17 protein-coding genes are annotated in these 21,838 nt (G+C 50.9%); 8 read left to right on the top strand and 9 right to left on the bottom strand.

Features of this window, described 5'->3' with window-relative positions; translation table 11 throughout:
- Positions 1–11 precede the first annotated feature (11 nt).
- The 5 genes from M4I31_RS05110 (at position 12) to M4I31_RS05090 (ending at position 5,255) form a co-directional block, all read left to right on the top strand.
- Positions 12–929 carry a metal ABC transporter substrate-binding protein gene (locus M4I31_RS05110; RefSeq protein ID WP_085048858.1) on the top strand — a complete coding sequence of 306 codons (918 nt, stop codon included), beginning with the start codon at positions 12–14 and terminating at the stop codon, positions 927–929.
- Positions 926–1,741, top strand: a complete 816-nt coding sequence (gene sitB, locus M4I31_RS05105) for an iron/manganese ABC transporter ATP-binding protein SitB (RefSeq protein ID WP_069324560.1) — start codon at positions 926–928, stop codon at positions 1,739–1,741. Before M4I31_RS05110 ends, sitB begins: the two co-directional genes overlap by 4 nt.
- A 2-nt stretch (positions 1,742–1,743) precedes the next feature.
- Entirely contained in the window at positions 1,744–2,601 is an 858-nt protein-coding gene (gene sitC / locus M4I31_RS05100; RefSeq protein ID WP_085048857.1) for an iron/manganese ABC transporter permease subunit SitC, read from the top strand.
- Complete coding sequence (gene sitD / locus M4I31_RS05095) at positions 2,598–3,449, top strand: iron/manganese ABC transporter permease subunit SitD (protein WP_085048856.1); 852 nt, start codon at positions 2,598–2,600, stop codon at positions 3,447–3,449. Before sitC ends, sitD begins: the two co-directional genes overlap by 4 nt.
- Positions 3,450–3,632: 183 nt before the next feature.
- The gene (locus tag M4I31_RS05090) at positions 3,633–5,255 is read left to right on the top strand and encodes a serine hydrolase (RefSeq protein WP_085048855.1); all 1,623 of its coding nucleotides are present in this window, start codon (positions 3,633–3,635) and stop codon (positions 5,253–5,255) included.
- A 72-nt stretch (positions 5,256–5,327) separates the two neighbouring features.
- Here M4I31_RS05090 and M4I31_RS05085 read toward each other — a convergent pair whose 3' ends face one another.
- Genes M4I31_RS05085 through M4I31_RS05045 form a run of 9 tightly spaced genes read right to left on the bottom strand, consistent with a single transcriptional unit; the run spans position 5,328 to position 17,179 of the window.
- Positions 5,328–5,687: a hypothetical protein gene (locus M4I31_RS05085; protein WP_085048854.1), complete on the bottom strand. Its 360-nt coding sequence runs from the start codon at positions 5,685–5,687 to the stop codon at positions 5,328–5,330.
- On the bottom strand, positions 5,671–6,195 hold the full coding sequence (locus M4I31_RS05080) for a chemotaxis protein CheW (protein WP_085048853.1): 525 nt from the start codon (positions 6,193–6,195) through the stop codon (positions 5,671–5,673). The genes M4I31_RS05085 and M4I31_RS05080 overlap by 17 nt, the downstream gene beginning before the upstream one ends.
- A gap of 11 nt (positions 6,196–6,206) precedes the next feature.
- The gene (locus tag M4I31_RS05075; RefSeq protein ID WP_085048932.1) at positions 6,207–7,883 is read right to left on the bottom strand and encodes a diguanylate cyclase; all 1,677 of its coding nucleotides are present in this window, start codon (positions 7,881–7,883) and stop codon (positions 6,207–6,209) included.
- 13 nt (positions 7,884–7,896) lie between these two features.
- Positions 7,897–8,259, bottom strand: a complete 363-nt coding sequence (locus M4I31_RS05070) for a response regulator (protein ID WP_085048852.1) — start codon at positions 8,257–8,259, stop codon at positions 7,897–7,899.
- Positions 8,260–8,281: 22 nt separating this feature from the next.
- Positions 8,282–10,414: a response regulator gene (locus tag M4I31_RS05065; protein ID WP_085048851.1), complete on the bottom strand. Its 2,133-nt coding sequence runs from the start codon at positions 10,412–10,414 to the stop codon at positions 8,282–8,284.
- A gap of 8 nt (positions 10,415–10,422) precedes the next feature.
- A complete protein-coding gene (locus tag M4I31_RS05060; RefSeq protein ID WP_085048850.1) occupies positions 10,423–11,838 on the bottom strand; it encodes a protein-glutamate O-methyltransferase CheR in 1,416 nt (471 codons plus the stop codon).
- On the bottom strand, positions 11,835–12,902 hold the full coding sequence (locus M4I31_RS05055) for a chemotaxis protein CheB (RefSeq protein WP_085048849.1): 1,068 nt from the start codon (positions 12,900–12,902) through the stop codon (positions 11,835–11,837). Before M4I31_RS05055 ends, M4I31_RS05060 begins: the two co-directional genes overlap by 4 nt.
- Positions 12,899–14,989 carry a Cache 3/Cache 2 fusion domain-containing protein gene (locus tag M4I31_RS05050; protein WP_085048848.1) on the bottom strand — a complete coding sequence of 697 codons (2,091 nt, stop codon included), beginning with the start codon at positions 14,987–14,989 and terminating at the stop codon, positions 12,899–12,901. Before M4I31_RS05050 ends, M4I31_RS05055 begins: the two co-directional genes overlap by 4 nt.
- Positions 14,990–15,049: 60 nt before the next feature.
- Complete coding sequence (locus tag M4I31_RS05045) at positions 15,050–17,179, bottom strand: EAL domain-containing protein (RefSeq protein WP_233638780.1); 2,130 nt, start codon at positions 17,177–17,179, stop codon at positions 15,050–15,052.
- A 672-nt stretch (positions 17,180–17,851) separates the two neighbouring features.
- Between M4I31_RS05045 and M4I31_RS05040 the strand changes: the two genes are divergently transcribed.
- From M4I31_RS05040 to M4I31_RS05030, 3 genes are read left to right on the top strand one after another with little or no spacing between them, the layout of a single operon-like run.
- Complete coding sequence (locus M4I31_RS05040) at positions 17,852–20,044, top strand: bifunctional diguanylate cyclase/phosphodiesterase (RefSeq protein ID WP_085048846.1); 2,193 nt, start codon at positions 17,852–17,854, stop codon at positions 20,042–20,044.
- Positions 20,037–20,960, top strand: a complete 924-nt coding sequence (locus M4I31_RS05035) for an amino acid ABC transporter substrate-binding protein (RefSeq protein ID WP_085048845.1) — start codon at positions 20,037–20,039, stop codon at positions 20,958–20,960. Before M4I31_RS05040 ends, M4I31_RS05035 begins: the two co-directional genes overlap by 8 nt.
- A complete protein-coding gene (locus M4I31_RS05030; protein ID WP_085048844.1) occupies positions 20,944–21,837 on the top strand; it encodes a transporter substrate-binding domain-containing protein in 894 nt (297 codons plus the stop codon). Before M4I31_RS05035 ends, M4I31_RS05030 begins: the two co-directional genes overlap by 17 nt.
- The last annotated feature ends 1 nt before the right edge of the window (position 21,838 follow it).

Below are 21,838 nucleotides of genomic sequence, written 5' to 3'. Positions count from 1 at the left end.
TGAGGGATACTATGCCGCAGTTGCCCCATCTGAAGTCATTTCTCCTTGCTGGCGCGTTAACGGCGCTGACGTTGTCGCCTGCCTGGGCGCAAGAAAAGTTCAAAGTGATAACCACTTTTACGGTGATTGCGGATATGGCAAGTAACGTGGCAGGTGACGCTGCGGACGTCAGTTCCATCACCAAACCTGGGGCAGAAATTCATGAATATCAACCCACGCCGGGCGATATCAAGCGGGCGCAAGGCGCACAGCTTATCCTTTCGAACGGGCTCAACCTCGAGCTGTGGTTTGCCCGTTTCTACCAGCATTTATCCGGCGTGCCGGAGGTAATGGTATCCAACGGTGTGCAGCCAATGGGTATCAGCGAAGGGCCGTACAACGGCAAACCGAATCCGCACGCCTGGATGTCGGCAGAGAACGCACTTATCTACGTGGATAATATTCGCGATGCGCTGATGAAATACGATCCGCAGAATGCCGCAATCTACCAGAAAAATGCGCAGAGCTATAAAGCCAAAATCCAGCAGACGCTGGCACCACTACATGCAGAACTGGCGAAGCTCCCTGCCGATAAACGCTGGCTGGTCACCAGTGAAGGCGCGTTTTCTTATCTGGCACGCGATAACGGCCTGAAAGAGTTGTATCTGTGGCCGATCAACGCCGATCAGCAGGGCACCCCCAAACAGGTACGCAAAGTGATCGATGCGATCAGAGCGCATCATATCCCAACGGTATTTAGCGAAAGCACTGTCTCCGACAAGCCTGCGCGTCAGGTCGCCCGTGAATCCGGCGCGCATTACGGCGGTGTGCTGTATGTCGATTCGCTCAGCGCTGCTGATGGCCCGGTACCGACCTATCTGGATTTACTGCGCGTCACAACACAAACCATTGTTAACGGCATCAACAAAGGTCTGGAGAGCCAACCATGAGTCACTCTGCGATTACCGTAAATCAGGTTACGGTGACGTATCGCAACGGTCACACCGCATTGCGGGACGCCACTTTTCAGGTTCCGGGCGGTTCGATTGCCGCCCTGGTCGGCGTAAACGGTTCGGGAAAATCAACGCTTTTTAAAGCGCTGATGGGTTTTGTTCGCCTGGCGCAGGGGGAAATATCTATTCTGCAACAGCCAGTTAATCAGGCGCTGAAACAGAATCTGATTGCCTATGTTCCTCAGTCGGAAGAGGTGGACTGGTCGTTTCCGGTACTGGTGGAAGATGTGGTAATGATGGGTCGCTTTGGCCACATGGGCTGGCTGCGTCGGCCAAAACAGATCGACCGCGCCTGTGTTGATGCGGCGCTGGCACGGGTCGATATGCTGGACTATCGCCATCGCCAGATAGGTGAACTGTCCGGCGGGCAGAAAAAACGCGTTTTTCTGGCGAGGGCTATTGCCCAGGATGGACAGGTGATTTTGCTGGATGAACCCTTCACCGGCGTGGATGTGAAAACCGAGGCGCGCATCATCGACCTGCTACGCGAACTGCGCGATGAGGGGCGGACCATGCTGGTCTCTACCCATAATCTGGGGTCCGTTACCGAGTTTTGTGATTACACGGTAATGATTAAAGGTACGGTGCTGGCAAGTGGCCCGACCGAAACCACCTTTACGACTGAGAATCTCGAGCAGGCATTCAGCGGCGTTCTGCGCCATGTGGCGCTGAGCGGCGGTGAGCAACATGTGATTACCGATGATGAACGCCCGTTTATTTCGCGACGTGCGGCCAACGAGGGGGAATAATCATGAACTGGCTGACAGAACCGTTTGGTTACCAGTACATGCTCAACGCGATGTGGGTCTCGGCGATGGTCGGCGGCCTGTGTGCGTTTCTCTCCTGCTATCTGATGCTCAAAGGCTGGTCGCTGATTGGCGACGCGCTGTCGCACTCTATCGTTCCGGGCGTTGCTGGCGCTTATATGTTAGGGCTTCCCTTCGCGCTTGGCGCATTTCTTTCCGGTGGACTTGCAGCGGGCAGCATGCTGTTTCTCAATCAGCGCTCGCGCCTGAAGGAAGATGCGATTATCGGACTGATTTTTTCCTCTTTTTTCGGTATCGGGCTGTTTATGGTGTCGCTCAATCCGATGTCGGTCAACATCCAGACCATTATTCTGGGAAACGTGCTGGCGATTGCACCGGAAGATATTGTGCAACTGGCCATCATCGGCGTCATCTCGCTGACTATTCTGTTGTTGAAGTGGAAAGATCTGATGGTGGTTTTTTTTGATGAAAACCACGCGCGCTCCATCGGTCTGAATCCTGGCTGGCTAAAGCTGTTATTTTTTACGCTGCTCTCCGTTTCCACGGTTGCCGCTCTGCAAACCGTCGGTGCATTTCTGGTGATTTGTCTGGTGGTCACACCCGGCGCCACCGCCTGGCTGCTGACGGATCGTTTTCCACGTCTACTTACTATCGCCGTAGCTATCGGCAGCCTGACCAGCTTTTTTGGCGCCTGGCTGAGCTACTGGCTGGACGGCGCAACCGGCGGAATTATTGTGGTTCTACAAACGCTGCTGTTCCTGCTGGCGTTTGTCTTTGCGCCAAAACACGGTCTGCTGGCGAATCGCCGTCGTGCCCGTCAGGTAAACAAGGAGTCCGTATGAGCTTAACGACGCTGCTGGAACCCTTTCAGTTTAGCTTTATGGTCAATGCGCTGGTCATCTCCACCATTGTCGCCATCCCCTGTGCGCTGTTGTCGGTGTTTTTGGTGCTTAAAGGCTGGGCGCTGATGGGCGATGCCATGAGCCACGCGGTTTTCCCCGGCATTGTGCTGGCGTGGATTGCAGGTATTCCACTGGCGATTGGCGCGTTTATCGCCGGACTGTTTTGCGCAGTGGCGACGGGCTATCTCGACGACAATAGCCGAATTAAGCGTGACACCCTGATGGGGATCGTCTTTTCCGGTATGTTTGGCGCGGGCCTGGTGCTATACGTTTCGATCCAGTCGGAGGTCCATCTCGATCATATTCTGTTTGGCGATATGCTGGGCGTATCGTTTAGCGATATTGTGCAAACCTCCGTTATCACGCTGGGGATTGCGCTTATCATCGGTCTAAAGTGGAAAGATCTACTACTGCACGCATTCGATCCGCATCAGGCAAAGGCCAGCGGTCTTAACACGACGCTGCTGCATTATGGTCTGTTATGTATGATTGCCCTGACGATCGTCGCCACGCTGAAATCGGTAGGCATTATTTTGTCGATTTCCTTACTAATTGCCCCGGGCGCCATCGCGATATTAATGACACGGAAATTTTTCCATGCCTTGTGGCTGGCAGTGGTTGTCTCAGTCGTTACCTCGTTTATGGGCGTGTATCTGTCATTTTTCATCGACAGCGCACCGGCCCCCACCATCGTCGTACTATTTTCTCTGCTGTTTGTGATTACTTTTATTTATTCCGGCCTGCGCGATCGCCGTTTCGAACGGCGACGCCAACAATACGACCGTTAACGGCGTGGGCAGTGATATGTCCACTATCGTTATTAGAATACGTAATGACAATATTCCCAGCGCCCTGAACAAATGTCCCGCTCTGAAAGCATGCCATATTGAATAACGCTATTTATTAATCAAATAGCCGCAATCGCATTAGATAAAAATACAGCTAAATTTCAGCCAGCGGGGAGCTTTGCTATGAATGTTAAGTTAAAGGTTATTTCGGCATGTGTGTTACTTTCCATGTCAGTCTCAGCCACCCAGGCGCTAGCCGCATCTGATACCAACGGGACAACTTACTTAGTTAATCGTGGTAACCCACAGTTAAAAGCCAACGGCAAATATATCGACCAAATGATTGCCGAGGTAATGGCAAAAAATAATCTGCCGGGTTTATCCATGGCTATCGTCCAGGCCCCCTATATTCCGCGTTCTGCAGGATACGGCCTGGCAACGGCAGCCAATGATGAACTCGCGTCCACCAAGACTATGTGGGGGATTGGGCCAATCACTCAGGCTTTTACCGCCGTTGCGGTGATGCAACTGGTAGAACAAGGTAAATTAAGCCTTAATACCCCGGTGAGCAATTATTTACCGGACCTGCCGCAAAGCTGGTATGACATTACGATTCTGGAGTTAATGCAACATTCATCCGGGATCCCGGACTTCAGATTATTCGGCTATAAGCAGACGCAAAAATATACGCCTGCGCAGCTGGTTGATCTCGTCAAAAATAAACCGCTCGAATTTAAAAGCGGTACGGATATCAACTCCAGCGCGACCGATTTTATTCTGTTAGGGATGGTTATTGAAAAGGTCAGTGGAATGAGTTACGCAGACTTTATCGACAAATACCAAATCGAGCCGTTAGGCCTGCAAAGCACCATGTTCGCGAAAGACATGCCAACGAAAGTGTTTCTCGATCGCCCCACGCCTGATAAGCAACACAATCAGCACGCAAAATTTAAATCTGAAATCCCCTGGATAAACCCCGTTGAGCCCGCGACAGGTTATGTCTCATCGGGTGACAAACTGGAGCCGGTAAGCGCAACCGCCACTGATAACCTGTACGCCTACGGCGGCCTGTGGTCATCTGCAGAAGATATCAGTAAGTGGGATATCGGTCTGGCAGGCAGTACGCTGGTTAAAGACAAAACGCTGCGTGACATCATCTATAGCCCGGCAAAACTGAAAAACGGTAAAGTTGTGCCTGCCATGGCTGGCTGGGAATTTACCCATCATCCTGGTTTCCTTGAAATTAAAGGCACCACGGGCGGATTTAGCGCCTATCTGAGCCGCTTTACCGCCGGTGATGAGCTGGTTTGCGTGACCCTATTGACCAACAAAGAAGGTGTGGACCTGACTCAGGTGGCGCGTGATATCGCTGAGGCCTATAAAACCGGTCTGGGCTCTGGATTAAATTCAGAGAAGATCAAAAATCAGGAGAGTAAATTTTCTGTCGATGAGACGATCTTCCGTCTAAAAGCCCTTCTGAAGAGTGAAGGAGTTCCGGTCTTCACTGAAATTGATCATGAGAAAAATGCTAAGGATGTAGGCATGAACCTCAGGCCCACCAAAGTCCTGGTATTTGGTAACCCGAAAGTCGGCACAAAACTCATGCAAGATAAACAGGGGATCGCGCTGGCTCTGCCACTACGAGTTTCGGTATGGCAGGATAAGATTGGACGGGTTTGGGTGGGCTATGAAAATCTGGATGATGTGGCAAAAACCTACGATCTTCATGATCAGCAGACCGTTGATAAAATTGACAACTTTATGACTAAACTGGTCAGCCGGGCTGTAGATGTTTATAACCAGTAACCGGAGAAGACTTCCCGGTCATCACCTGTAGCGGGAGCGTGACGTCTCCCGCTACGCATGGGCGTTCACTATTCAGCGCCAGCTTAACAACGGGCTGAACGCTTCGCTGCCCACCAGCGCACGCAGCGCTGGTAGATGGCAATTACGCGCCAGAAGCGGCGGTACGGCAAAAATCGTATCTCCAGGTAAGATGACATTCTCCAGTTGCCCCCACAGGTACCAGCCGGTCTCAACCCCGCTATCCGGGACAAACAAATGCAAATGCCTGCCCTGTTGCGGCTCATCGGCAATGCCCAGCCACTGGCTAAAACGCGGGATATCCGGCGCAACCCCTGTCACCAGCGAACAGCGCCCAACCTGGTTTGCCGGAATATAAAAATTGAGCGTCCCGAGGGTAATACGCACCGCAGCCAGATTAATGAGAGTCGGCATAACCACTGGTCTCCTGATAACGCGCAAAAACCAGATTCAGATCGAGCAGCGTGAACCAGGTTTCCGCCACGTTAACCACACCCACGGCGATAGTCTGCAGCGCCGGAGGCAGCGAGTCTCCCGGTAAGTGGATCTGGCTTTCGGCGACTTCCAGCACATCAATCAGCTTATCTATCAGGATCCCGCTTTGCATTTTTTCGGCACAACCAATCAGGATGGTACGTTTACCTGCCGGGTTAACGTCAGGTTTGTCGATCAGGCTGTCCAGCCTCATCACCGACTCCACGCGACCACGGTAGTTGATGACGCCTTCCAGCATCGGCGCACAGCAGGGAACCCAGGATATAGGACGCTCCGCGAGGATCTCTTTTATCTGCGCCCCGTAGAACGCAAAATTCTTACCCGCCAGCTGAAATAGCACCAGCGTGCGCTGCGGTTCATCTACGTTTTCACACTCCGGCTTTTCACCGTGATTTAGGGCGAGAATTTGCTCCAGCTGTTGGCTCATGTTTTCTCCTTTTACTCAGCAATGCAGAAGGTGTTACGGCCATTTTGCTTCGCGGCATACAGCGCCTGATCGGCGCGTTCGCGCAGCGTTTCAACACGATCGCCAAACTGCCACTGCGCGATACCCGCGCTGAAGGTACTGTGAAAACTGGCGTCATTGACGGCGAAGGTGACCTGTTCATAGTCCCTGCGCAATCGTTCGACCACCCGAGCCGCCTTTTCGCTACTGGTATTGGGCATAATGATGACAAACTCTTCGCCCCCGTAACGCCCAACAATATCGGTGCTGCGTAAGCGATGGGAAAACAGCTGCGAAATCCCAACAATCACCTGGTCGCCAACCGCATGGCCGTAGGTGTCGTTAATGCTTTTGAAATGATCCAGATCCACCATCACCATGCAGAACGGATTACTACTGTAATTCGACTCGGCAATCGCGCTTTTCAGAAAATGGGTCGTCGTCGAGTGGTTATATAACCCACTCAGACTGTCCTGCGACATACGCGCGCGCAGAGCGCGCATTCTTTCGGCACGGATAGACACGGCACGGATGAGCTCCTCAGGATCGGCTTGTTTGAGAATAAAATCCTCCGCGCCGATGCTCATTGCCCCAAGCTGCGCATGCTTGTTGGTCTCGCTGGAGAGATAGGCGATCGGCAGACCAATATGCTGTGGTATTTGACGAATAAGTTTCGTTAACTCCTCACCGCTAAATTCCGGCATATGGTAGTCCATCAGTACCAGATCGATGGGTTGCGCGTTCAGCACATGCAGTAAATAGTGAGGTTTCTCCAGCACATGTACCTCCATGCCCGCCATGCGCAGCCTTTCAGCGTTGTATTCCGCCACCGCGGGCTCGTCATCGATCAACAGCACCTGATACGGTTTTTTCAGCGAAGGCTGCGTCAGGCGGTGTAGTTCCTGTACCAAATCAGTGATAGAAGCCGGTTTCACGTAGTAGCCATCACAGCCGGATTTAATGGCGTTGATGCGGGCGTTAAAATCGCTGTGGCAGGAGAGAAATAGTACCGGGAAAGGTTTGCCCACTTTCTGCTTCAGATCCGCCATCGCCAACGGTCCACCGTAGGCGTTGTCCGGAAAGCTGACATCCATAATCACCACGGCTGGCGGTTGTGCCAGTACGGCTTGCGTAAAATCCTCAGTATTGGCAAATACATGACAGGTAAAGCCGAAACAACGCAACTGGGTAGCAAGCAACTCAACCTGGTCGACGTCATCATCACACAGGTAGATAGGCTTACTGGCCCGCCGGACATATCCCTCTTCCGGACGCTGCGAGGAGACAGGAAAGGTGAACTCCGTGTCGCTAATACGATGCTCAAGATTGAGCTGCTCCTGGGTGAGGGTATACAGCCAGCGAATAATTCTCCGCAGCTCATCATAATGAAGTATGCTTTGCTCTGTTTCCGGTTCTGTTAGTAAACGCTCACCTTCTGCTGAGGCATTCGCCAGCGGGCTAAAACCAAAAGACCCCGCTGAACCGTGAATACTGTGCAGCAGAATGTGCAGTTGTTTACGACAGGTTTCGCTGGGTTCAGCGACTAATTGAACGAGCAGCCTTTCTGCCTGTGCCAGCATATCGGGGATGCGACGTAAAAATCCCTGACGCAGACGCGCTATTTTTTCCTGCGCCGCCGCCATCGCTATGTGCTTATTTTCTGGTTTCATCAAACGCCCAGGCTTATTCAGTAACGGCGGACGGTAGCAGGAGTGCATTTACTGCCGCCCCCAGATTTTCCGCCAGGTTTTCATCTTTTTTTACCCACCGGTCGTACAGGAGATCGCTGGCCGTCACTTCGTTTGCACTGAGTAATATAAAGGGCTTAGACCAGGCCTGAGCGCGTAACAGCGCCAACAAATCCAGACCACTGATCTCAGGCATATGCAGATCGCTAATCACCAGGTCAATGTTTTTATCCGAGTCCAGGCACGCCAGGGCAGAAATAGCGCTTTCCACAATCACCACGTCGTAGCCATCCATCTGCAGAAAAATAGAGGCCAGTTCAGCCGCAAAAAGATCATCATCAACTAATAAAATTCGCATCTTCTCTCTCGATTTTGCGCCATCAGCACAAAAGCATTTTTAATGTTTTTATTAAACTGTCCTGCTCGAAATCGCCTTTGGCGATGTAGGCATCCGCCCCTACCTGAATGCCCCGTCGTCGGTCTTCTTCCTTCGCGCGGGACGTCACGATGATGATTGGCGTGTGCTGGTAATTTTTCTCTGCGCGCAACGATTTGGTGAAGGTAAAACCATCCATAAACGGCATTTCGACATCCGTCAGTACGGCATCGAATTGGGTCAGTTTCGCTTTTTGCAGCCCTGACAGCCCATCTTCAGCCAACGTGACCTGATAGCCATGCGCCTCCAGCACATTTTTTTCTATCTCGCGGGTATTGAGGGAATCATCAACCACCAGCACGTGCCAGGCATCTTGCGCCACGCTCGTCGCGGGCGCCGGGGCGCTGGTTTGCCGTGACTGTTGCGCCATCGCCATCAGCGCAGGCACTTGCAGGATGCTGACCAGTTGGTTATCCGGCGTCTGTACCATCCCGGAGACCAGCGACTGCTGCTGCATATGCTTTGGTAAGGGTTTGATCATCATCTTGCGTTCATCGAGCAGCTTATCTACCCGCAGCGCCATTTTGCTGTACTGGTTCTGCACGACGATTAAACGTTGTCCCGCCGATGAGAGATTGCCCTGGCGATCGTGAATGCCCAGCAGAGCGCCTGCGCATACCACGGGAATAAACTCGTTATGCAAAATAATGGCTGGTCGCCCGGCGATATCACTAATCCCCTCCGGGGTACATTCCACCACCTCGACCACATACTGTGCCGCCAGTCCGAACAGGTGTCCCTGCTCCTCAAATTGCATAATTCGCATCATCGTGAGCGAGACAGGCAGGCGCAGGCTAAAGCTGGTTCCGACGCCCGGGCGACTGTATACCTGCAAATCACCTTGCAGGTCGGTCACCACCGTTTTGCGCACCACATCGAGACCCACACCGCGCCCTGAAAGCTCAGAGACTATCTTGCTGGTGGAAAAGCCGGGATGAAAAATCAGCTCATTACACTCCTGCTCGGAGAGTTGTCCGGCCATTGATGCGGGAACCAGGCCTTTACTGACCGCCTTCGCGCTGATGGCCTCATAATTCAGACCGCGACCGTCATCTTCGATGCGCAGTAATATTCCGCTGCCGTCCTGCTGAGTGGTGATGGTAATGGTGCCGCGGGTCGATTTCCCCAGCGCCAGGCGTTCGTCGATCTCGCCAATACCGTGATCGACCGCATTACGCAGCAAATGCGTCAGGGATTCCGATAGCCGGTCAATGAGCTGGCGGTCAATTTCCACTTCACCGCCGACGAAGCGGCACACCACCTGTTTGTTCAGCGTGGACGCCAGTTCACTGACCTGGAGGGAGATCGGCTCAAACAGCGTCGATAGCGGAAGCATGCGGATCCGCGCCGCCACATCGTACAGTTCAAACATCTGCAAATGCTGGATCTGAACGCTTTCTTTTAGTTGAGCGCTAAAATCATGGATCTGCTGGCGAAGCTGCTCGGCGCTCAGGCCCGGCAATCGGGGGACCAACTGACTCAGGTTTTGGATCTGCTGTTCAAGGCGATCATGTCCGGCGAGCACTTCCCCGAGGATGTCGATCAGGCCATCCAGCTTGTTCAGCTTTACTCGTACGAAATCGGCCTGCTTGATACCGGAGTCCAGGGAGGGGGTTGCGGCAGAAGCCGAAACACCAGGTTTGTCCGTAGCCGCTGGCGACTCCAGCGCCACAGTAACGGTTTCTCCCCGGCTGGCGGAGGCCAGGCGTTCGCACAGCCCGGCATCCGCCGGTGGCAACTGATTATCGCCCTCGCTGACAAAAAGCTGGGTCAACTGGCCCGAAAGATACTCCACGGACTCATGAATCAGATTACCCAGCGCCCTGTCCGGCGTCAGTTTGTTATCACGCAGCTCACTTAATACATCTTCAAGATGATGAGTGACATCAGCGATACTCTGCAATTTCAGCATCCGCGCGCCCCCTTTCAGGGTATGCGCGGCGCGAAACATCTCACCTATCCAGGCTTCAGTATGTTCATCAGCGGAAAGGAGGAACGCCCCTTCGCTGATCGTCTGCAAATGACCTCTCCCTTCATCAATAAAGCGCAGAACGAATTTTTTCAGATCGATAGCCATAATCGCTCTTATTTGCCACTTCGGTGGGCAAATTGCGCCAGTTGATGTTCACAAAGAAAACGAAACGTATTGCCAGGAAACACCATCGGCAAACGCAGACGACAAACCGCAGAAGGGTTGTTCATTTCGTCGTTCAGTAATTGCATCACCACGCGATACGTACGCTGCGCAGGCTGGCGTAACTCGCTTTGACGGTACATTTCGGCCAGATAATAGTGCGCCGGCCAGTAACCCGGCTCCTGATAAACCACCTGTTTAAACCAGGCGATAGCCTGCTGCGTCTGGCGCTGCCACATCATCGCCAGGCCGAGCAGCATTTTGGCCTCTGCCGACCACTCATCCTGGGCGAGGATCTTCTGCGCGTTTCCGGCAGTCTGAGAAAACTGACGCTGTTCGAGGGCAATGACGCCCTGAATCAGCAGCGCATCCGGATTACGGGGATCGTCGCGCAATACGCAGGCGATACACTTTTCGGCCTCAGAAAAACATTTATCATCGAGACAGGCACGCGCCTTTTTTAGCCAGTCATCATTTTTCTGAACCATGGGCATGGAAGATTCATCCTCCACTACCGTTCTCGGCCGTGGAGCGCGTACCGCTACCCTGGGTACTGGTGCGATTGTTGGCGTTTCACGATGATGGCAAAAATAAAAAATGCCCTCTTCCTGCTCCAGCTTCAGGATGTCGAAATTGTTGGCTAACGTTTCCGCGTTGCCAAAAAATAAGGCCCCCTGAGGCTGTAGCATTTTCGACAAATTACCGTGCAGTTCACGACGCGTTGGCGTGTCGAAATAGATAGAGACGTTGCGCAGCAAAATGATGTCCACTTCCGGCAACAGCTGCTCTTTTATAATGTTGGTGCGGTGAAACGAGACTTTCTCGCGGATCGAATCATGCAGTCGGTAGAGATTTCCTGAGCGGGTAAAGTAGCGCTGCTGAATGTCTGGGTCGACGCCGCGAAACGAGTAGCTTGAATAGCTGGCATTTCTGGCTTTTGCCAGGATGACCGGGTCAATATCGCAACCGTAAATTTCAATCCGCTGGGCCATTTCGCCCTGGTATTTCTCATGCAGTTTAATCGCCAGCGAGTAGGCTTCTTCTCCGGAAGAACATCCGGCGCTGAGAATACGTACCGGGCCGCTGCGCTGTTGCAGCAGACGCGGGACCCACTTATCGCAGATCAGATCCAGCGTCTCGTTTTCGCGGAAAAAATAGGTTTCGTTAATGGTTATCAGCGTAATGAAGCGATCAAACTCGTCCTGCGAAATACGCAGTTGTTCATAATATTCATAGTAATTACTGATGTTTCGTTCGCTCATACGCCGTTTCAGCGCCGATTTCAGCAACGCTTCCATTGCGTTATCAAAGTGCAAACCCACCCGGTCTTTGATCAGGCGGGCGTAATCAGGAAGATTGGGGATCATGGCAATTTACTCTCAAAATGCCCGTGAAAGGCCATCGATAGCAGCACCTTCGCGAGACCGTCCAGCGGGATCGTGCGGTGTATCAGTTGCCTGTCGATCGCGTTCTTATTCATACCGAACACCACCGAGCTCTCTTCATCCTGCGCCAACGTTCGCCCTCCCCGGCGGAAAATAAGCTCAATGCCGCGACAGCCATCGCTACCCATACCCGTCATAATCAGCCCGACGGCCTTTTCGCGAAATACCTCAGCCACCGACTCCAGCAACAGATTGCAACTGGGATGATAGACATCGCTTTCCTGTCTGGGGATTGCCGCCAGGCGTTGATTGCTCTTGACGATCAGATGCTGCTCCGGCGGTAAAATATAGACGTATCCCGCTTCAACCCGATCGTCTTCCTGCGCCAGCCGCACCTTCAGTTCGGTCACGCTGTCCAACCAGTGCACCATATTTTTTGCGAAGCCATCGGCAATATGTTGGGCAATGAGCACCGGGCATGGAAACGTACCGGGGAGATCCTGTAATAGCTTGCTCAGTGCCTGCGGCCCCCCCGTCGAACAGGCAATCGCCAGCACAAAAGGCCAGTCCTGCGGGGTCTTTACTGTGTCCGTCGTCGGGCGCGCGGCGGGCATTACGGGTTCGGTTGGATGGCGTAATCCCTTGATATGACGGATCACTTTCACACCGACTAACAATTCCACTTTGCGATGCAGCGCATCGGTCGAGAGCGGGAAATCGCTGCTATGGTGCAGCACCGCCAGAGCACCACGGGAAATATAATCTTCATCCCATTGTTTTTCTGGGCAAAACCGCATCACAAGGATGGGAATAGCGCTGGTCGCCATGATCGTTTCCACAACCTCAACGTTATCGGGTCTTGAGGTATCCAGCGTCAGAATCAGCAGATCGGGCATCAGTTGTTGTAATAATCTCATCGCTTGTCTGCGATGGGCGGCTTGCCCCACCACTTTAATGTGCGGATGATCTTCCAGTTGCCTGACCAGTTCATTACGCGATGCGCTGTCCAGGTCAAGGATCAGCACCCGTATATTGCCGCTGTTCATACATCCGTTTCCGTCAAGGTGAATGACGTCGACGCCTCTTTCAGCGCTTTCGACAGTTGCGTCATATCCTGACTGACAACCAAAATGTCTTTGATCGATTGCGAGGTATAGTTACTGGCCACGACGATCTCACGCAGCGCCATGACCACCTGATTGCTCGCCGTTTTCTGCTGCTGGGTCGATAGTGAAATTTGTAGCGCCGCCGTAGAGGTTTGCTCGGCGGTAACGACGATGTCGTTCAGATGTTCAGCACTGACTTTACAGGCCCTGGCTCCCGCTTTAATGCTCTCGCCGCCTTTCTCCGCGTTCAGCACCAGACGATTGATCGCGTTTTGGATCTCGCTGATCTTATTCTCGATCTCAACCGTCGATTCCGTTACTGAATCGGCCAGACGACGAATTTCAGCCGCCACCACCGAGAAACGCTTACCGGCTTCTCCAGCGCTGGCAGCCTCCAGCGCGGCGTTAAAGGCGATAAGTTTCGTTTGATCGGCAACGCTATTGATGATCACCATCACGCGACTGATTTCCGTCGACTTATTGCCGAGCATCATAATTTCACGCATGTTTTGCTGATTATCGGTATCAATATCCGTCATCCGCATCAGCAATTGTGACATCGACTCTGAACCTTTATTGCAATCCTCAAGCGTCTGGTTGGCAATATCCACCACCGCCCGCGAGTGCTCAGCAATTTGCGTAGAAGAGGCCGACAGCTCTTCCATCGTGGAAGTAATTTCGGCCACCGAAGATGACGTTTCCACGCTGGTTGACGCCTGACCATCTACCGCCTCGGTGATATGCAGTGACGCCTGATGTACCGAATCCGCGTGAGAAACCATATCGCCGACTAGCGAGTGCAGACGCTGACGCATCATCTCTACCGCACTCAGCAGTTCGCCAATTTCATCGTGATGATCGATCTCCACGTCAACCGTTAAATCTCCTTTTGCGATGGTCTGCGCAATCCCGAGTACGCGGTTTAAACGGCGTGAAATCAGAAAACGACTGGCAACGGCAATCAGCAGTAAAATGACCGGTAACAGGAAAGCCGTGAACAACAACAGGCCATTGCGTACCAGGTTACTGCTTCTGGATACATCATCAACGTAGCTGGTGGTGGCAATGATCCAGTCGATCCCGTCGATATATTCATAGACGGCAACCTTAGTCCTCGGCGGCGTACCGTAGCGACTTACCCAGTTGTAGTAAGTGATGCCATTTTTATGTTCGAGGATATCGGCAAACAGCTTATAGCCATTGGCATCGGTGATATTAATCGCCTGTTGATTGCTCAACGATGGATGGACCAACATACGACCCGGTTCGAATCCGGCATCCAGCACGTAGGCGTAACCCTCTTTACCAATATGCACATTCAACAAACGTTGAATAATCGGTTGCAGACTTTGTTTAACATCGAATCCCACCGCAACCGCGCCAACGACCTGACCATATTTATCGGCTATCGGCTCATAGTGGCTAATAAACTGCTTTCCGAACAGCGTGACCACACCCGAAAATGGTTTGTTTTTCAGCAGTAGCGGCAATGCCGGGTTATCGTGCCCCAATGCCGTTGCGGTGGCCGTATTGCCAGAGCTTGCCAATAACGTGCTGCTAACGCGCACAAACTGCTCGCCTTGCAAAATAAATGTGCTGGCAAATACGCTGGTTAATTCGGTGAAATGCGCGTTAGTATTGGGATTGCTCAGTATCGCTTTTAATTCAGTTGCATCCATATAACGCAGCGGTTTATCGGCAACGTTTTGGTAATTATTAATATAAACATTACTGTAATGCTCTGCATCGCGGGTGACACGCTGGAATTCATTAGAAATACTATTGTGGAAAATACGCGTGTTGGTTTTAATCATCTCCAGGGCATTAGCCTGCAATTCACGGGAAAGGTAAGAAGATAATATAAAAGAGGCACCGATCAGCAGCGTTGCAATACAAAAAACCAGAATCATACCGAGCTTCATCGCCACACCGGGATGGATATTGTGTAGCCATGAGAGCAGCCGGGCGCGCAGTCCCATACCGGCAGCGCCCACCGTTCGATTCTTCACTTTACTAATGTCACTCATGATTTTTATTCTCTACCTGAGAAGAAGTTACTTTTTTGGCCATCAGGCGTTAGCGCCCTGCTATTCCAACGTGAGCAATGGCGTAGGTTTGCCAATGTGATATCCCTGTAACCACCCAACATTCATTTTTTCCAGACATGCCTGAATATTGGCGTTTTCGACAAATTCGGCGACGACCTGCATATTTTTCATTTCAGCGACACGGCAGAATGACTCGACGATGTAGTAGCTGATCTCGCTTTCGGTGATCCGTCGAATAAAAGAACCGTCTATTTTCAGAATGTCTGCTTCGATATTCATCAAGCGCGCATGACTGGCAAATCCGGTACCAAAGTCATCAATCGCCACGCGACATCCCAACTGACGTATTAAGCTCAGGGTTTCCACGGTTTGTTCTTTATCTGATAATGTATCCGCTTCGGTTATTTCAAAAATAATCCGCTGCGGCTCCACAGCGTAATCGTGCAGAAGCTGAGTGATTCTGGACACGATATTTGAACGACATACCGTGACTGGTGCCAGGTTAATGGCAAAACAGCGCTGCGGATGGGTGCGCATGAACTTTAGGGTGTTTTCGATAACCCAGAGATCGATATCCGGCGCCAGCCCCGCATCATGGGCAACCGGCAGAAAGCTGTTTGGTGGAATAAATTCCCCCCGTTCGTTGAGCATACGGATCAATATTTCATGATACGGCGCTTCGCCATGGGTACTGACTATCGGCTGGGCCATCAGAACGAAGGCATTATTATCCAGCGCATTTTGCAATGCGGTACGGATTTCAGTTTTATCAACGATGTGGTTGCCAAGGACCCGGCTATGCTGCGCTTCGAGGTTTTCCGGCCTGCCGTTGGTCAGGGATAAGCCGGCGACCATGCCGAGCTTACCCACCAGCTGGTAGATATCATCGCTATGATCGTTAATCAGGCAGTAGCCCAAACCACTGCGAAAACCCAGCCGGTGATTGTTGTAGAAGAGGCGAAAACTATTGGCAGCCTGGTACAGGTCGCATAACCGCTCGCAGGTCCCATTTTCCAGGCGGATAAGCAGATCATAACCCGCGTGATAATAGACCTTCTCGCTTTTGATCAGATGACTCCTGAGATGCTCAGCAAGGATCTTCTGGTAGCGGGCGCGAAAATGAAAACCATAGCGGCGCGAAAAGAGCTCCAGCTCGGGGATCTGTATCAGGCATACCGTCGCCCCCTCAGTGGTAAACAACTCCGTCTTCAGAGCACGCAGGTTCGCCATGCCCGTCATCGGGTCAGTCAGACCCAACAGCAGGACCTGGTTAAACCGCTGACGGGTAAATTTTGCCAGCGCTCCCATGATCACAATAGTGAGTGAAAAGACAAAAATAAGGGTGGAAACCAGCGCCTGATGCAGCATGAAATTGATGTCGCTGGCGATATAGCTGTCGTTATGTTTGCCTAAAATAATCAGTACGACTGTCCACACCAGCATGGTGAACGAGTGACCAATCTTAATCGCCCCCCACAGCATCAATGGAAATAACAGGATCAGGCTATAGAAAGAAAAAAAGATGTTCGGACTGTGCGGTGACGTCAAACAGAACATCAGTGAAATCAGCAAAATACACCAGATGCTGACGCCAAAGGCGGTGATATTCCCTTTACACTGAAAGACAATCGCTCTGATAAAGGTCAACAGGTAAGACGGTCGACGAATGATGCGATAAATTTTGTAGAAAAAGGGGATACCCGTCAGGCAACCGTTGATGATTCCCTGAATACGTACCAGCATCTCCAGGCTCATAACCGGAATATTGTCCACATCCGGGCGATGACCATGGGTGACGAACGCGGCAAAAATCCTGCTGAATAACAGATAGAGCAGGATGTTAAAGCCGCATAGCCAAATCAGGCGGCTCAGGCTGATTTTTATACGGCCAAAACTGGCGCAGCTGCGTCTGCCCGTAACGTTGCGATAAGCGGCATAGCTAAAGGTTGAGGCCATAACCAGACACAGCGCATCCACCCGCTCGCTTTGTGGCCCCACTACGAACATCAAGGCGAGAAACAGAATAAATCCCGGCAATACCCGAAAACCAAACAGAACCAATGCGGCGGAAAATACGGCGAGTTTGAGATCGTAAACTGTTAAAATATTATTATTGAGAAGACAATAGCCGTTAAGATATTGTGCCAGTGGATATAACAGGCCAGGCAAAGCAAGTGGCAGGCACCATTTTTGAATGCTTTTTGCTGTGTGAGTATTTATTATCGCGTCCAAATCAATTTATCCGCTATGCACTATACCAATAGGACTTTAATCCAGACTCGAATGTCACAAACAAATCCTTTTGGGTCAGTCGCTGAACCATAGCAAAATTGTCAACATTGACCGCGCACTGAGAAAATAAAGTTAGGCTCTATATTGAAGCGAGCATCTTATTCATATCAGATCAGGAAATAAATACTCATTAATAGACAAAAATGGACATCCCGGCGGGATGAAACTACAGCACACTCACTTAATAGCATAGCTAATTCATTGATGCTAAATATAAAAACCACACCTTACTGACAACTTCACCACACCTCCAACCAGTACAAACAAAAAACACGCCTTGTCGTTTTAATGTCAACATTAATATCCTGGATGAGGCATAATGAAAAATGTATTTTTATGAACACTTTTGCCTGTTGACGATAAGCACAGCGTTATCTATATTCGCATACCGTTATTGTTGTCATTACTCATCCTGGTTCAATGTTAGTTATTTGTTACGTCATTACGTTTCACATCTTTCATCTACTTATTTGCAACAATAATATCCCATTAAGAAATAACAGAAATAAATTTAGCATCGCATAATCAATTCAGGAATTAACATAATCCGTGGCAAAGTCTCTGTTTTCCCTTAAAGCAATAAAAGGGTGGCAACATTCCATCACTGGCAAAATAACGCAATTCTTGCTGGTGGGTATCGTTATTGCTTTTAGCGCTGGCGCCTTTACCAACTGGAGCCTGATAGACAGCTTTTCTTATCAACAGTGGGTGCAGCGCGCTGAGGCGAATGCGCAGATTATGACCTACATTATCCGCAGCGTGTACACCACCGTTTCGGTTGAAACCAGCGATGCCGGGCAGATCTCACGCATCGTCTCCGACAGACAACTTGGCGACACCGACTCCATTCTGCAAACGGGTTATAACCCGGTAGACGTCCTGGCGTTGGCATCAGTGCAGACGCACAGCCCCACCTGGCTGTTTCTCTATACGCCGGAAAAAGGGTATGTTGGGATTAACAACAAGTCTGAAAATGGCGAAGGAATTATCTCCTTCTCTGGTCGTTTGCCGCGCGATGTGCTGGTCAATTACTATGTTGGCTTCGCCCAGATCAATGGCGAAGAGTGTTTCATCAGCGCCGTCCCGATATTGACGCCTTCCGGCGAGATCCTCGGGAGCCTGATAAGCAGCATCGGTAAAAAAAGTGAGTTGTACGCTACCTACGATGCGATGCTGAAAAAGAGCTGTATCATTTTCGTCCTGATTTTGCTGGTGACGCTGGCGCTGGTTACGCTGTTTATGCGCCGCTTATTCCGACCGGTTCCGCTGCTGATCAACTCCCTCACCCGTATTGCCCATGAAGAGACCGACTGCATTACCCCTTATCTTGATCAGGACGATGAAATTGGGCATCTCGCAGGAGCGATTGAGAAATTGCGCGTCGCCATGAAAGAGCGCGGTTATCTGCAACGCATGCATGAAATGTCGCAAAAGATGGAGCATATGGCCCATCATGATTCGCTAACCGGCTTACCCAACCGCGTTTCGTTTGGCCAGGCGCTAGATAAGCGCGTCAGTGAAATTCATCTGGATGAAAAACCGTTCAACCTGCTATTGATTGACCTCGACAATTTCAAACCGGTCAACGATACCTTCGGCCATAAAGCCGGGGATGAACTGTTAATTAGCGTGGCCCAGCGCCTGCAATTGCTGCTCGGCCCTGACGACATCGCGGCGCGTCTGGGCGGTGATGAGTTCGCCATCCTGCAACATGTCAGCGACAACGCCATCAGAGAGGCGAATCGCCTGGCAAAACGCATTATTCGTGCGCTGAGTACCCCATTCACCTGGAGCACGCATACTTTTTCCATCAGCTGTAGCATCGGTATCACCACCGCGCCATATCAGGGCAACAATACCTCGACACTGATGATCAATGCCGATCTTGCTATGTATGCCTCTAAGCATCATGGCCGCGGCTGCTTCCATTTCTTTGAAGACGGCATGGTGATGAAGCAGACCCACAGCCTGTTTATTAATCAGGAAATTATTGATGGTATTGATAACAAGGAGTTCGAACTTCACTACCAGCCAATCATAAACCTGGCAGATGAAAGCGTGTATGGGTATGAATCGCTGATCCGCTGGAATCATCCCAGCAAGGGACTGATTTACCCAGATTATTTTATCAGCATAGCCGAAAGTTCCGGCCTGATTGTACGTTTAGGCGAATGGATTATTCGTCAATCCTGTGAAGCGGCGGCTAAATGGCCGGAGCGCACCAGAATTGCCGTCAATATATCGGCCTACCAGTTGCACAGTCCGGGGCTGGTGGATGTGATCAAAGACGCCTTACGCATCAGCCAACTCGCGGCAGATCGCCTTGAAATAGAAATCACCGAATCCGAGAAACTGGATAGATCAATCGCCTTACCCGTACTGCAAGAGATCCGCGCTATGGGCATCGAAATCGCCATGGACGATCTGGGAACCGGGTATGCGGCGCTGGATTACCTGCTGATTTATCCTTTCACCCGCATCAAGATCGCCCGCACGTTGGTCGATAAGCTGCAGCAGGATAATGCCAGCCAGTATTTGATTGTGATGCTGATTCAGTTTGCCCATAAGTACAATATGTCGGTCACTGCTGAAGGGGTGGAGACCACGCAGCAGCGTGACATCCTGCGCGACATAGAGTGCCAGAATGTTCAGGGCTATTTCTTTAGCTATCCGCTTCGCGAACATGAGGTGCTTTCCGCGTTTGCCGAAGAGGTTATTGAAGAAGGTCTGAGCAATGCCTGACATCTTTCGCCTGGCAAAACGCCTGCTCATGATGGTGGTGCTGCTGGCAGTGGCCACGCCATGCATGGCAGATAAGCAACTGCATACGCTGGAACAGATCGCCAGCAAGAAAACCATTACCCTTGGCTATCAGGATGATGCGTTTCCCTTCTCCTGGCAAAATGGAAATACCCCTGCGGGCTACTCCATTGATATCTGCAACAGTATCGTCAGCGCGCTCAAGACCAAACTCCAGCTAAAAAACCTGAAAATAGAGTGGGTAAAAGCCAATTCAGCATCGCAGTTTGTGCTGATTAAAAACCACATGGCAGACATCATGTGCATACCTGCCTTTTATTCACAAAGCCGCCACAGCATGAGCGAGTTCTCCCTGCCGTTTTATTTTTCGAGCACCCGCTTTGTGATGCGTAAAACCGAAAGCAGCGACAACCTGGCTAAGCTTTCTGGACATAGCGTACTGGTAAAAAGCGGTACGATTTACGTTGAGCAACTGCAAAAAGTGAATGCCGCGAATGATCTGGATATTAATATTCAACTCGACACCAATAATATTACGGCCTTCAACGAACTGAAGAACGGGGAGTATTCAGCACTGATCTCCAGCACGGTATTACTCAAAGGGATGATTGCTCAAACACCAAACCCTGAGGAGTATGCGCTGTCAGATATTGCACTCAGCGCCCCGCTACCAGCGGGCCTGTTGCTCCCGTTACATGATAAAGAATTTAAAGAGTTTGTTGATGGCACGTTGTCTTCTCTGATGACCAGCAACGACTTTACTGCGCTGTACAATAAATGGTTTCAGTCACCGATTCCGCCGAAATCCATCAATTTAAACATTCCCATGTCAGATAACCTGAAAGCACTAACGGCTGCTAAAAAGAAGATCAGTTTTGATTATGAAAAATATAATTAATCGTGAAATGGCAAGGGTGAAACGTACGGTGCAATGGCTGATCCTACTGGCAGGTATCGTCATCTCCCCTGCGCTGATGGCTCAGCAAAATGCCGCGACGCTCGACCATATTCAGAACAGCAGCGTGCTAAACGTGGGATATCGCCAGTTACCGCCATTTTCATTTACCGACCACAATGGCAAGGTGACGGGTTATACCATTGCGGTATGTAACATAATTGCCGATAAGTTGCGCCAGTATCTTAAGCTCAATAGCTTAACTATTCATTATATTCCCGTGAGCTTTGGGGAACGCTTTACCGCATTAAACACGCGCAAAATTGATATGGACTGTAGCGTAAATACCAATGCGCCGGAGCGGATATCCAGCGTCTCATTTTCTCTCAACTATTACATCGCAAAAATGCGCATCATTGCGTTACGTAAAAATAATATCCACTCGATTGTCGATCTTAAAGGCCGCACGGTGAGCCTGCCTGGAAGCTCAAAAGATTTGCTGGAGTTTAATAAAGCCAACAGAGAGCAGCATCTTAATATTTCGACAATTACTACCACCACGATAAACGGTGCGTTTGACAAGATGGCGCATAATGAAGCCGCCGCCTTATTCCTTGATGATGTTCTGGCCTGGCCGTTGATTAAGGATAGCGAGCAACCGGAACTGTTCAGCGTGTCGGCACAGAGCATCGGCAATGATATGCACTATGCCATTATGATGAGGAAAAACGATCCGCAGTTCGTGACGTTTGTTAACAGCACGCTGAAAGATTTCTTCGCCTCACCGATCAACGCGCAGTTACGCAAAAAGTGGCTGTCTCCCTGGTCCTGCGAAAAGATGAAAATCCCATCGCCAGGCAGCTGTCAGCATAGTAATTGAA

Origin of the sequence: Citrobacter sp. XT1-2-2 (assembly GCF_023516235.1) — a bacterium.
GTDB classification, from domain to species: Bacteria; Pseudomonadota; Gammaproteobacteria; order Enterobacterales; family Enterobacteriaceae; genus Citrobacter; species Citrobacter werkmanii.
Note: the sequence above shows the minus strand (reverse complement) of the source record. Positions and strands in the feature narration are given on the sequence as shown.

Bases quoted from the DNA above. Each gene is read 5' to 3' on its own strand.
- M4I31_RS05110 (WP_085048858.1), top strand. From the start codon at position 12: ATGCCGCAGTTGCCCCATCTGAAGTCATTTCTCCTTGCTGGCGCGTTA.
- sitB (WP_069324560.1), top strand. From the start codon at position 926: ATGAGTCACTCTGCGATTACCGTAAATCAGGTTACGGTGACGTATCGC.
- sitC (WP_085048857.1), top strand. From the start codon at position 1,744: ATGAACTGGCTGACAGAACCGTTTGGTTACCAGTACATGCTCAACGCG.
- sitD (WP_085048856.1), top strand. From the start codon at position 2,598: ATGAGCTTAACGACGCTGCTGGAACCCTTTCAGTTTAGCTTTATGGTC.
- M4I31_RS05090 (WP_085048855.1), top strand. From the start codon at position 3,633: ATGAATGTTAAGTTAAAGGTTATTTCGGCATGTGTGTTACTTTCCATG.
- M4I31_RS05085 (WP_085048854.1), bottom strand. From the start codon at position 5,687: ATGCCGACTCTCATTAATCTGGCTGCGGTGCGTATTACCCTCGGGACG.
- M4I31_RS05080 (WP_085048853.1), bottom strand. From the start codon at position 6,195: ATGAGCCAACAGCTGGAGCAAATTCTCGCCCTAAATCACGGTGAAAAG.
- M4I31_RS05075 (WP_085048932.1), bottom strand. From the start codon at position 7,883: ATGAAACCAGAAAATAAGCACATAGCGATGGCGGCGGCGCAGGAAAAA.
- M4I31_RS05070 (WP_085048852.1), bottom strand. From the start codon at position 8,259: ATGCGAATTTTATTAGTTGATGATGATCTTTTTGCGGCTGAACTGGCC.
- M4I31_RS05065 (WP_085048851.1), bottom strand. From the start codon at position 10,414: ATGGCTATCGATCTGAAAAAATTCGTTCTGCGCTTTATTGATGAAGGG.
- M4I31_RS05060 (WP_085048850.1), bottom strand. From the start codon at position 11,838: ATGATCCCCAATCTTCCTGATTACGCCCGCCTGATCAAAGACCGGGTG.
- M4I31_RS05055 (WP_085048849.1), bottom strand. From the start codon at position 12,902: ATGAACAGCGGCAATATACGGGTGCTGATCCTTGACCTGGACAGCGCA.
- M4I31_RS05050 (WP_085048848.1), bottom strand. From the start codon at position 14,989: ATGAGTGACATTAGTAAAGTGAAGAATCGAACGGTGGGCGCTGCCGGT.
- M4I31_RS05035 (WP_085048845.1), top strand. From the start codon at position 20,037: ATGCCTGACATCTTTCGCCTGGCAAAACGCCTGCTCATGATGGTGGTG.
- M4I31_RS05030 (WP_085048844.1), top strand. From the start codon at position 20,944: ATGAAAAATATAATTAATCGTGAAATGGCAAGGGTGAAACGTACGGTG.